9 protein-coding genes and 1 pseudogene are annotated in these 11,821 nt (G+C 61.1%); 6 read left to right on the forward strand and 4 right to left on the reverse strand.

Features of this window, described 5'->3' with window-relative positions:
* Positions 1–953, reverse strand: a 953-nt coding sequence (locus JQF37_RS24370; RefSeq protein ID WP_204149780.1) for an NAD-dependent epimerase/dehydratase family protein, incomplete at its 3' end; no start/stop codon positions are given.
* Between the two features lie 190 nt (positions 954–1,143).
* Entirely contained in the window at positions 1,144–1,764 is a 621-nt protein-coding gene (locus JQF37_RS24375) for a cell wall hydrolase (protein ID WP_130209173.1), read from the reverse strand.
* Positions 1,765–1,906: 142 nt separating this feature from the next.
* On the opposite strand from JQF37_RS24375, the gene JQF37_RS24380 reads away from it, so the two are divergent.
* The 6 genes from JQF37_RS24380 to JQF37_RS24405 all read left to right on the forward strand — a co-directional run bounded on the left by JQF37_RS24380 (position 1,907) and on the right by JQF37_RS24405 (position 9,794).
* Positions 1,907–2,758, forward strand: coding sequence for a CAP domain-containing protein (locus JQF37_RS24380; protein ID WP_130209171.1), 852 nt, complete (start codon positions 1,907–1,909; stop codon positions 2,756–2,758).
* Positions 2,759–3,196: 438 nt separating this feature from the next.
* Positions 3,197–4,195 (forward strand): GTP 3',8-cyclase MoaA, encoded by a 999-nt coding sequence (gene moaA / locus JQF37_RS24385; protein WP_130209169.1) that lies wholly within the window; start codon positions 3,197–3,199, stop codon positions 4,193–4,195.
* A gap of 6 nt (positions 4,196–4,201) precedes the next feature.
* The gene (locus JQF37_RS24390; RefSeq protein ID WP_130209167.1) at positions 4,202–5,101 is read left to right on the forward strand and encodes a bestrophin family protein; all 900 of its coding nucleotides are present in this window, start codon (positions 4,202–4,204) and stop codon (positions 5,099–5,101) included.
* Between the two features lie 120 nt (positions 5,102–5,221).
* The gene (gene chrA, locus JQF37_RS24395) at positions 5,222–6,580 is read left to right on the forward strand and encodes a chromate efflux transporter (protein ID WP_130209165.1); all 1,359 of its coding nucleotides are present in this window, start codon (positions 5,222–5,224) and stop codon (positions 6,578–6,580) included.
* A gap of 399 nt (positions 6,581–6,979) precedes the next feature.
* Positions 6,980–8,344 carry a glutamine synthetase family protein gene (locus JQF37_RS24400; RefSeq protein WP_130209163.1) on the forward strand — a complete coding sequence of 455 codons (1,365 nt, stop codon included), beginning with the start codon at positions 6,980–6,982 and terminating at the stop codon, positions 8,342–8,344.
* A 151-nt stretch (positions 8,345–8,495) separates the two neighbouring features.
* Positions 8,496–9,794 carry an FAD-binding oxidoreductase gene (locus tag JQF37_RS24405; protein WP_130209161.1) on the forward strand — a complete coding sequence of 433 codons (1,299 nt, stop codon included), beginning with the start codon at positions 8,496–8,498 and terminating at the stop codon, positions 9,792–9,794.
* Positions 9,795–9,852: 58 nt separating this feature from the next.
* Here JQF37_RS24405 and JQF37_RS24410 read toward each other — a convergent pair whose 3' ends face one another.
* Both JQF37_RS24410 and JQF37_RS24415 read right to left on the reverse strand, forming a co-directional pair.
* A complete protein-coding gene (locus JQF37_RS24410) occupies positions 9,853–10,641 on the reverse strand; it encodes a DeoR/GlpR family DNA-binding transcription regulator (RefSeq protein WP_130209159.1) in 789 nt (262 codons plus the stop codon).
* Between the two features lie 668 nt (positions 10,642–11,309).
* A pseudogene (locus tag JQF37_RS24415) lies at positions 11,310–11,681 on the reverse strand (ATPase); the annotation flags it as partial.
* Positions 11,682–11,821 lie beyond the last annotated feature (140 nt).

The following is an 11,821-nucleotide window of genomic DNA, read 5'->3' on the forward strand; positions in this document are numbered from 1 at the left end:
CACTTCACAAACTCCCCGACGCCGGTGCCAACCGGCACCTGCGGACTGAAATCGACCCACTCTGCCAGGGCCGACACGTCGGCCCAGGTCTTGACCACATCGCCAGCCTGCAGCGGTAGATAGTTGCGTTGGGCTTGTATACCCAGCGCCGCTTCCAGGCAGTCAATGAACTCCAGCAGTGCCACTGGCTGGCCGCGACCGATATTGAACAACCGGTTGACACCTTCGCCCGGTCCGGTCGATACCGGTGGTCGTGTGCGCAGCCGGGCGATACTTTCGACGATGTCGTCGATGTACGTGAAGTCCCGTGCCATCTGGCCCTGGTTATAGATGTCGATCGGCCGGCCTTTGAGCATCGCCTCGGTAAACTTGAACAGCGCCATGTCCGGCCGCCCCCACGGTCCGTAAACCGTAAAGAAACGCAGCCCGCTGGCCTTCAATCCGTATAGATGGCAATAGCTCTCGGCCAGCAGCTCATTGGCGCGCTTGGTCGCGGCATACAAGGAAATGGGATGATCGACCGCGTCCTCGACACTGAACGGCATTTTGCTGTTGCTGCCGTACACCGAGCTGCTCGAGGCGTAGATCAGATGCTCAGGGCGATGGTGCCGGCAGGCTTCCAGCACATTGAGGAAACCCACCAGGTTTGATTGCGCGTAGACGTCGGGATTGTCCAGCGAATAGCGCACACCGGCCTGGGCGGCCAGATGCACCACTTCGCTAAACGGCTGATCGCGAAACAACGCCATCAACGCCGGCTTGTCGACAATGTCCATTTTCTCGAAACGAAAACCCGGCAAGCACTCCAGTTCCTTGAGTCGTGCGCGCTTGAGCGTGACGTCGTAATAGTCGTTGAGGTTGTCGATGCCGACCACTTCATGCCCGTCCTGGCACAAGCGCCGGGCGGTGTGAAATCCAATGAACCCGGCGACGCCGGTGACGAGAACCGTCACCGGCCAGTACGCCACGATGACGCACCGACCGGTGCAGTGTTGCTGCTCAATACCCACGCCTGCTTCATGCTTCTGTTCCTGCCCATGACGTTTCTAATGCGTGACTCCGTCATGAAGCTTGTAAAACAGAAATGTTTCAGTTTCGGTGGTTCAGAAAAACTTCGAAGGATTTTTTTACGCGTCAATCGGATTATTTCGCATCCCCGTCACGGGGCTTATAAAACCGGAACAAGCCGATTTCAGCGGTTTTGACGTACTTGTCAGCCCAGTCGGGCTTGACGGTGCGGTCGTGAAAATACAACGCGCCGCCCGTGTGGTCCGGCAATTGTTTGTTCAGCGCCTTGCGTGCGATTTCCTTGGCGATCGCGTAGGGAGCCTCCTCCTGAGCCGAATCGGGCTTGCCGTCACACCACCAGGAGAACTGGCAACTCTTGGTTTCCGAGCCTTGCTTGACCACGGCACACACCGTATCCGGGAAGCCTTCGTGACCCAGTCGGTTCATCACCACATTGGCGACGGCCTCCATGTCGGTGGAGTCCTTGCCCTTGGCCTCCCAGTAGATGGAACGGGCCAGACAGGTGATCGCGTCGTCCAAGGGTGCTTTGCCCGCCGGATCGACCGCCTGGACTTCAGGTTGAGTAATGGCTTGAGACTTGGGTGCCGGTGCCGGGCTGCTGTTATCCGCGGCCTTTTGCTCCAGGACCTCGGCCTTGTCTTTGGCGACTTGTTGTTTTTGATCCTGATCACTGGCGAAGGCCGGGCCGACCAGCAGCGTTATTGCGAGGCAGGTTGCAATCCAGTCGAGGCGCATGATGGGAAGAACTCAGTGGGCAGTATCGACTCAGTGTAGTAGTGAACGGATTGCATGCCCCCCACAACATTCTGGAAAATCCATTGCCTTTGATGGGGTAATTTCGCGCATCATGGGCGCAGTCAGCTCTAGGGGGATTTCCATGCGTTCACTATCATCCGCAATGCGCTTTGCCGGGTTGTCACTGGGTCTGCTGTTCGCCTCCAGCGCGATGGCGAGCGAAGAGTCACAGCTGATCGAATCGATCAACGTCTACCGCAGCCAGTTGCAGCGTTGCGCCGGCCAGGTGTCGTCGGAGCTGCCGCCGCTGTCGGCCGACCCGCGCCTGGTGCTGTCCGCCACCAGCATCGGCAATTTGCAACAGGCCATGGCGAGCGCCGGTTACCCCATGAAGAATGTGCAGGCGATCAGCCTGTCCGGGCCCCGTGATGCGGCCTCGGCGATGAAAGCGATACAGGAGAGTTTTTGCCAGATCGTGCTGGACCCGCAATTCGTCGATGTCGGTGTCAGCCATCAGGACCGTGACTGGCGCATCGTCGTCGCCCGTCCGTTGCTCAGCGCACGCCTGGGTGACTGGCAGACCGAAGGCCAGAAACTGCTGGCCGAACTCAACATCGCACGCAGCAAAGCGCGCCAGTGCGGCACGCAGTCCTTTGCCGCCGCCACGCCGCTGGCCTGGAACGCCACGCTGGCGAGCGCCGCCGAAGCGCACGCGCGCAACATGGCCAATAAAAACTTCTTCGACCACAAGGACCAGGATGGCCGCACACCGGGCGACCGGGCGGAACTGGCGGGCTACGACTTCCAGCAGATCGGCGAGACCATCGCCGCCGGACAGGACACCGTGCGCAAGGTGGTCGATGGCTGGCTGGCCAGCCCCGGTCATTGCGCCAACGTGATGAACCCGCTGTTCCGGGATCTGGGCGCAGCCTACGCGACCGATCCGAAAAGCGATGCGGGGATTTACTGGACGGTGATGTTCGGGGCGCAATAAGAACCGAACCTGAAACGACCTCTGTGGCGAGGGAGCTTGTCGGACCGTTATCACCGACAAGCTCGCTCCCACCGCGATTCACGCGCCGGACGTTGACGGTGACCTGATTGAGGTCATCGATCGCTTAACGAAGAAAGGACCAGGAATGCGCGTTTAATATCGCGTTATCGCTCGTTGCGAGCCCGCTGCCGACGATAACCCAGAGGATTTTTTATCGTTACCTATCAATAACTTAAACAATTTAAAAACCAATTATTGAAGGAAAACAGCGCTTCATAGATGCCGTCGATCAACCGGTTACTCAGAGTGATTGGACGTTCTCCCGAGTTGCACTTAGCCTCCCCTCAACAAATCCGCACATCACGTCATTCGTCACTGCAGGAGCGAGCTCGCTGCCGCAGGTTTTGCGGCTACTCATTCAATGCGTATGAGGAAATCATGTCAGAGCGAATCTTGGTCGATGGGTTCTCCCGGCGGGTGGACTACCTGCGCATGTCGGTCACCGATCGCTGCGATTTCCGTTGCGTGTATTGCATGGCCGAGGACATGCAGTTCCTGCCCCGGCAGCGAGTGCTGACCCTGGAAGAGATCTATCAGGTGGCCCACAGCTTCGTCGCACTGGGCACCCGCAAGATCCGCCTGACCGGGGGCGAACCGCTGATCCGCCCGGGTGTGGTGCAACTGTGCCAGAAGATCGCCGCCCTGCCCGGCCTGCGCGAACTGTGCATGACCACCAACGGTTCGCAGTTGGCCAGACTGGCTGATCCGCTGTTCGAGGCCGGGGTCAAGCGCCTCAACATCAGCCTCGACTGCCTCGACCCGCAACGCTTTCGCGAACTGACCCGCACCGGTGACCTGGCGCAGGTCATCAAAGGCATCGACGCCGCCAACAAGGCCGGATTTCGCAACACCAAGCTCAATTGCGTGGTGATGAAGGGCCGCAACGATCACGAGATCAATGACCTGGTGAGCTTTGCCATCGACCGCAACCTGGACATCTCCTTCATTGAAGAAATGCCCTTGGGCACCCTCCACGAACACAGCCGCGCCGAGTCGTTTTTCTCCAGCGCCCAGGTACGTGAAAAAATCGCCGAACGCTACACTTTGATTGATTCCGCCGAGTCGACCCAGGGCCCTTCGCGCTACTGGCGCCTGGCCGAAGCGCCGCACATTCGCCTGGGGTTCATTTCGCCCCACAGCCACAACTTTTGCGGCACCTGCAACCGGGTACGGCTGACCGTGGAGGGACGCCTGCTGCTGTGCCTGGGTAACGAGCACGCCGTCGACCTCAAAGCTGTCTTGCGCAGCCACCCCGGCCAGCCCGAACGCCTGGAACACGCCATCATCGAGGCGATGAAACTCAAACCTTATCGGCACCATTTCGAAGTGAACGACGATGTCCAGGTGGTTCGCTTCATGAACATGACAGGCGGCTGAAAGACCATGATCGTCAGACCCAAACCCAACCTGATCGGTGTCCTGACTTCACTCAAGGGTTCGATCGCCAAGCGCATTGCCTTGCGCAGCCTGATGGTGACGCTGCTGGCCTCGGCCATCGTGCTGATCGAAACGCTGCACCCCAGCTACTTTTCCAAGGTCAGTGCGACGCCTTTCACCCTGCTGGGGTTGTCGCTGTCGATCTTCATGAGCTTTCGCAACAACGCCTGTTATGACCGCTGGTATGAAGCGCGCAAGGCGTGGGGCGACATCATCGTCGAAGTCCGGTCGATGATTCGCGAAACCCGGATCATCAAGGACGCCCGTGAACGACACGCGATTCTAAGCAACCTCTGCGGCTTCGCCCATGCGCTGAATGCCCGGTTGCGCAAGGAGAACGAACTGGCCGCCAGCGGTGACTGGTTGCAGCCGATTCCCGAGGGCGGCACCCAGGACATCAGCGGGCAAATACTGATGCAGGTTGGCCAACAGTGCTCGGCACTCAGCGAGTCGGGCGCCATCAATGAATGGCGCTACACCATCATCGCCGGTCACCTGTCCAGCCTGACCCGCGCCCAGGCGGTCTGTGAACGGATCAAAAACACACCGCTGCCGTTCCCCTACACCTTGCTGCTGCACCGGACCATCTACCTGTTCTGCATCCTGCTGCCGTTCGCCATGGCCGAGCCCCTGGGCTGGCTGACACCGATATTCACCGCCATCGTCAGCTACACCTTTTTCGGGCTGGATGCGATTGCCGATGAACTGGAAGACCCGTTCGGCCGCGACGAAAACGACCTGCCCACCGACGCCATCGTGCGCAACATCGAACGCGACGTCCTCGACGCACTGGGCGTGACGGAACTGCCGCCACAACTGGAACCGGTGGACTTTGTCCTGAACTGAAAGCAAACCTGCGGGAGCGCGGTCTCCCCGTGATGGCGGTCGGGCAAAACCGACTGTTCAAAGCGCCGCTTCATGGCTACAGTCACCGGCTCAAAGCGCCCCAGCACAAGGAACATTCGCTTGAGCCTCACGCCCGCCCCCAACAGCGCCCCCGAACTGACCAAGCCTGCGCCGATCAGCCTCGGTGAAGCGTTCCGATTCTGGCTCAAGCTCGGTTTCATCAGCTTCGGCGGGCCGGCCGGACAGATTTCGATCATGCACCAGGAACTGGTCGAGCGCCGCCGCTGGATCTCCGAGCGACGCTTCCTGCATGCCCTCAACTACTGCATGTTGCTGCCCGGCCCCGAGGCCCAGCAACTGGCGACTTACCTGGGCTGGCTGATGCACCGTACCTGGGGTGGCGTGATCGCCGGTGCGCTGTTTGTGCTGCCGTCGCTGTTCATCCTGATTGCCCTGTCCTGGGTGTACATCGCCTTCGGGGAAGTGCCGGTGGTGGCCGGGCTGTTTTACGGGATCAAGCCGGCGGTGACCGCGATCGTGCTGCAAGCCGCGCACCGGATCGGCTCCCGTGCGCTGAAGAACGGCTGGATGTGGGCGATCGCCGCAGCGTCATTCGCCGCGATCTTCCTCGGCAACGTGCCGTTTCCGCTGATCGTGCTGGGCGCGGCCATCATCGGTTACTTCGGCGGACGCCTGGCACCGGAGAAATTCAGTACGGGCGGCCACGGCGCCGCGAAAAAATCCTTCGGCCCGGCGCTGATCGACGATGACACGCCGCCCCCCGGACATGCCCGTTTCAGTCGCTGGAAACTGCTGCGCCTGGCGCTGGTCGGCGCGGTGTTGTGGACCCTGCCGATGGCGACCCTCACCGCCCTGTTCGGCTGGGAAGGCACGCTGACGCAAATGAGCTGGTTCTTTACCAAAGCGGCACTGCTGACCTTCGGCGGTGCCTACGCGGTGCTGCCCTATGTGTATCAGGGCGCGGTCGGCCACTATGGCTGGCTGACGCCGACGCAAATGATCGACGGCCTGGCGCTGGGCGAAACCACGCCGGGGCCGCTGATCATGATCGTGGCCTTCGTCGGTTTTATCGGTGCCTATGTCCATCAAGTGTTCGGCCCTGATCAGGCTTTTGTCGCCGGCGCCCTCGCGGCCACGCTGGTGACCTGGTTCACTTTCCTGCCTTCGTTCCTGTTCATCCTCGCCGGCGGGCCACTGGTGGAGTCCACCCATAACGAACTGAAATTCACCGCGCCACTGACGGCGATCACTGCCGCGGTGGTCGGCGTGATTCTCAACCTGGCGTGCTTTTTTGGTTATCACGTGCTGTGGCCCAAGGGCTTCGCCGGGCAGCTGGACTGGCCTTCATTGCTGATCGCCATCGCGGCCGCCATCGCCTTGCTTCGGTTCAAGCGCGGAGTCATCGAAGTGTTGTTCGGTTGTGGCCTGATCGGCCTGGTCGTGCACCTGCTGCGCTGAATCAAAGATTTACATGTGCCCCGTTCACCCCTAGTATCCAGCCATCCCCGGATGGCTGTTTACCGGCCACCGACGTTTTCCTTCTGGAAACATGAGTCATGCGTACTTCGCCGTCAGAGCCCCACTTGCTGGATGTCTCGATCCTGACCCCCTCGCGGCTGGTCGCGGATGGCATTGCCTGATGAAACGCATCGTCAACCTCCCCATGGCCCTGCGCCGCTCAAAACTGCGTCACTCCGCACGCCCGCCGGATAGCGCCCTGCTCGCCTGATCGCGTCTTCGACGCATCGAGCCCCCAGCCTTTTTGCTATCGCTGCCCGCACGCAACGGATCTTTGTCCGTGCCCGTGCCGCGGCCCGAATCCGTGCGTCCGCGGGACGCCAACGTGAGTGACGAACAATGAAATTCGCAGCCCTTGAAGATGCCCAACGCTTTCTGGCGAACAACCCCGATATCGACATGATCGAGCTGTTCATCCTCGATGCCAACGGCGTGCCACGCGGCAAGCTGTTGCACCGCGAAGAACTGCTGGCGGTGTATGAAAGCGGTCGTCCGCTGCCCAGCACCATCCTCGGCCTGACCTTGCAGGGCGAAGACGTCGAGAACTCCGGGCTGGTGTGGGACGTCGGCGACATCGACTGCCGCGCCTACCCGCTCGAAGGCAGCCTGGTGCGCTTGCCGTGGCGGCAGATTCCGACGGCGGCGGTGCAGGTCAGCATGCACCCGCAAGAAGGCATGCCGGCGAGCATCGCCGACCCGCGTCACCTGCTGATCAAGGTCATCGACGGCCTCAAAGCCGAGGGTTACCACCCGGTGATGGCCTGCGAGCTGGAGTTCTACCTGCTGGACAGCAAGCGCGATCACAACGGTCGCCCGCAACCGGCGCTGGACGCTGACGGCGGTCGTCCACGGCACACTCAGGTCTATGGCCTGCGTGAGCTGGAACAGATCGAACCGTTCCTCGCCGACCTCTATGCCGCGTGCAAACTGCACGACATTCCGGCGCGCACGGCGATTTCCGAATACGCCCCGGGCCAGGTGGAAATCACCCTGGAACACGGCGATGCCTTGCTGGCGATGGACCAGGCCGTGCGGTACAAGCGGCTGGTGAAAGCCGTCGCCCACAAGCACGGCATGCAGGCGACGTTCATGGCCAAACCGTTCGACGACCTGGCCGGCACCGGCATGCACATGCACGTCAGCATCGCCGACGCCGAAGGTCGCAACCTGTTCGCCTCCGAGAACCCGGCCGGCACTCCGCTGCTGCGCACCGCCATCGGCGGCATGCTCGCCTCGCTGCTCGATTCGTTGCTGCTGTTCTGCCCCAACGCCAACTCCTACCGGCGTTTCCAGGCCAACAGCTATGCGCCCCTGGCACCGACCTGGGGCGTCGATAACCGCACGGTCAGCCTGCGCGTGCCGGGCGGCCCGGCCAACAGCCGGCACATCGAACACCGCATCTGCGGCGCCGACGCCAACCCGTATCTGGCGGCGGCGGCAATCCTGGCCGGCATTCATCGCGGCATCCGTGAAAACCTCGATCCGGGCGAACCGGTGCAAGGCAACGGTTACGCGCAAGCCACGCAATTGCTGCCCACCGACTGGCTGACGTCCCTGACGGCACTGGAGAACTCGGCCTGGGCGCGGGATGCACTGGGTCAGGAATTTCTAGGGGTTTATCTGGCGGTCAAGCGTGCCGAGTATCGGCAGTTCATGGGCGAAGTGGGTGAGCAGGACTGGCGCTGGTATCTGACTGAGGCGTGAGCCCAATCAGCCCCCACCCCCTGTGGGAGCGAGCCTGCTCGCGATGGCGGTGTGTCATTCACCACTGAGATGACTGACATGGCCTATCGCGAGCAGGCTCGCTCCCACAGGGGCCGCGCTAACGGCTCTTCATTTTTGCCTGGACCCTGACATGACTAACCAACGCTGCAACTCCTACTACACCGCCACCCTCAACCAGGACACCGATTACCCGACCCTGCAAGGCCAACACCGGGTTGACGTGGTGATCATCGGCGGCGGCTTCACCGGCGTCGCCACCGCCGTCGAACTGGCGGAAAAAGGCCTGAAAGTCGCCATCGTCGAAAGCCACAAGATCGGCTGGGGCGCCACCGGACGCAACGGTGGCCAGGTCACCGGCAGCCTCTCGGGCGACGAAGCCATGCGCAAGCAGATGCGCCGCACCCTCGGCGAAGACGTCGACGATTTCATCTGGCACCTGCGCTGGCGCGGGCACCAGATCATCCGGCAACGGGTGGAAAAATACGGCATCGCCTGCGACCTCAAGCACGGTCACCTGCACGCGGCCTACAAGCCAGGCCACATGGAGGGTTTGCGCAAGGATTACGAGGAAGCCGTGCGCCGTGGCATGGGCGACGAGGTCAGCCTGCTCGACCGCAGCCAGGTACGCGACCTGCTGCAAAGCGACCTCTACCACGGTGCGATCAAGAACACCCGAAACATGCACCTGCACCCGCTGAACCTGTGCATCGGCGAAGCCCGCGCGGCCGAGAGCCTGGGCGCGCTGATCTTCGAAAACAGCGAAGTGCTGGAGATCATTCACGGCGATGGCCTGAACAAGAGTCCTGGCGTACGCACCGCCCACGGTCGCATCGACGCCAACCAGGTGCTGCTGGCCGGCGACGTCTACCACAAACTGGAACCGGGCCAACTCAAGGGCAAGATCTTCCCGGCCATGGGCGGCATCGTCACCACCGCGCCGCTGGGCGACCTGGCCAGACAGATCAACCCCGAAGACCTGGCCGTCTATGACTGCCGCTTCGTCCTCGACTACTACCGCCTGACTGCGGACGGTCGTTTGCTGTTCGGTGGCGGCGCCAATTACAGCGGCAAGGATTCACGGGACATCGCGGCCGAGTTGCGCCCCTGCATCGAGCAAACGTTCCCGGCGCTCAAGGGCGTGGCCATCGATTATCAGTGGAGCTGCGCGATGGGCATCGTGATCAACCGCATCCCGCAACTGGGCAAGCTCTCGGACAACGTCTGGTATTGCCAGGGCTACTCCGGGCACGGCATCGCCACCACGCACATCATGGGCGAAATCATGGGCCGCGCGATCACCGGACAACTGGAGCACTTCGACACCTTCGCCGCCTGCCAGCACATCCGCGTGCCCATGGGCGACCTGCTCGGCAACCCGATGCTCGCCGCCGGCATGTGGTACTACCAAATGCTTGAACGCCTGCGCTGAGGCAGCCACGGGATACACCCGAATCAGCTGTGGGAGCCAGCTTGCTCCCATAGTTTGCTCAAGCCTCCACCTGCACCACCTCGATGCCCAACTGGCGGTAATCATCGATGTTGCCCGATGCCACATGGCGCTCGGTGATCAACGTGTGCACGCGGTTGCAGGGCGCGACGATGAAGGGTTCGACCGCGCCTAGTTTGTCCGCCGTGGTAACGGCGATCACTTGCGAGGCACTGTCGATCAGCGCCTGTTTCACCGGCACCTCATCGAAATGCAGCGAGCTGATGCCCACCTCGGGATGAATCGCGCAGACCCCGGTGAACAGCAGGTCAGCCTTGATTCCCTGCAGCAAGCGAAGGGTCTCGTGGCCACTGACGGACAGGGTCGCCAGGTTGAGTTGCCCGCCCGCGAGAATGACCTTGATGCCTTTGTATTCAGCCAGGGTGATCGCGGTCATCGGCGAAGTGGTGATGGCGGTGATGGAAATGTCCGAGGGCAACGAGCGCGCGATCTGCAGCGTGGTCGTGCCCGAATCGAACATCACGATCTGGCCGTCCTCCACCCTTTCGGCGGCGAGCTGCGCCAGTCGGGTTTTCACCTCATCGGTTTCGCTGATGCGGGTGAAGTAATCCTTGCCCGTGTCCTTGGGTCGCGGCAGCGCCCCGCCGTGCACCCGCTGCACCAGGCCGGCGTTGTCCAGCTCTGCGAGATCGCGGCGAATGGTGTCTTCGGACACGGCGAAATGCTGGCTCAACCCGGAGGCCATGACCTTGCCGTCGCGCTCGAGGATCAGGAGGATTTTCTGCCGGCGCACATGAGGGAGTTCGGCCGCGGAATGCTGATCATGCATGTTTTTGCCTGTTTATGCGATTAGATGCGTGTTTGTGCGAGATTAGTCAAACAGTGCCTGAAACACAAACAGGACGAGGCCAAGTATCAATTATTTCAATCTTTCAAATCATAAAGGCGAATTTCTTATTTGCGCGTGACCTGTTCAAGATGAGCGCCATCACAAAAAGCAACGGATGGACATCTCATGAATCTCAATTTCGCCTTCGCCTGCATGATCGTGGTCTCGTTTGCCATTGCGCTGGGCCACGCCTGATCTGCGACAACGCTCACTGCGTCATGCAGCGTCGAGCCCCGCTTTTTCCCTGTTAGCGTACGGCTGCTTCCTGTTCCCGGAACAGCCGGATACCACTTCGCTGGCTGGCACCTCACCCAAACCATGCACGCGGCGCCAGCCCTGTCGCGCGCGCGTGCGCAAGAATGATCGAACCCGCCTCGAAACACCCCCCTCAAAAGCCCGCTGACACAACGTGTTTGTTCGCCTCAGCTTGCCCGGCATTCACGCGCGAATAGGCAGGCGTCAGCCCGGGCGACAGGCCCGTGACGGTTTTTCACTGCATGGGGTAAGACAAGGGTACACGCTGCGTTTTTGATACGCAGAGGGGAGAAAAAACGCGGTTGAAGCACAAGCGGTGTGCTGTTTAGAGGACACCCAGAGGGTTGACAGCCTCAGTTGCTGGCAACGTGATCCACGTTGCCAGTCATCACCAGCGCCTTGAGCGACGCATCGAACTGTTTCAGCGCATTCACCTGCAACTCGGTTTGCTCGTTGATTTGCGCGGCAATCTGCGGAGCGGCTTTGCCATGCACCCACACCGAGGGCATTTGCTTGGCGCGTGAGCCTTCAGCCTGGCCGATGTATTGCAGGTTCGCATCGTAGAACTTGGCGACAAACCGCGCTTCGACCTGGTCGTTGCGCTTGGACACCAGGCGGCTGTAGGTGTCGAGCATCACCACCACATCGGGATGCGCCTGCACGGCGGCGTCGAGGTTGTCGTAGACCGTCACCGAGGCGAACTGTTTCTGCAGCGACCCCAACAAGCTCCTGACCCCAACCGAAATGCACAGTACGTCTTAAATCGTAACCTTCACAACCACATGGCCGTTGTATGCATTATAGATAATGCACATCACGAGCACAAGCTCTAAAACGGGCCTCTCAGCCTTTCTTCCGAACACCA

Origin of the sequence: Pseudomonas sp. MIL9, from assembly GCF_016887925.1 — a bacterium.
In the GTDB taxonomy this organism is placed as follows: Bacteria; Pseudomonadota; Gammaproteobacteria; order Pseudomonadales; family Pseudomonadaceae; genus Aquipseudomonas; species Aquipseudomonas mohnii.

Coding starts and splice junctions, on each gene's coding strand:
- moaA (WP_130209169.1), top strand. CDS start 3,197: ATGTCAGAGCGAATCTTGGTCGATGGGTTCTCCCGGCGGGTGGACTAC.
- JQF37_RS24375 (WP_130209173.1), bottom strand. CDS start 1,764: ATGCGCCTCGACTGGATTGCAACCTGCCTCGCAATAACGCTGCTGGTC.
- JQF37_RS24410 (WP_130209159.1), bottom strand. CDS start 10,641: ATGCATGATCAGCATTCCGCGGCCGAACTCCCTCATGTGCGCCGGCAG.
- JQF37_RS24390 (WP_130209167.1), top strand. CDS start 4,202: ATGATCGTCAGACCCAAACCCAACCTGATCGGTGTCCTGACTTCACTC.
- JQF37_RS24400 (WP_130209163.1), top strand. CDS start 6,980: ATGAAATTCGCAGCCCTTGAAGATGCCCAACGCTTTCTGGCGAACAAC.
- JQF37_RS24405 (WP_130209161.1), top strand. CDS start 8,496: ATGACTAACCAACGCTGCAACTCCTACTACACCGCCACCCTCAACCAG.
- JQF37_RS24380 (WP_130209171.1), top strand. CDS start 1,907: ATGCGTTCACTATCATCCGCAATGCGCTTTGCCGGGTTGTCACTGGGT.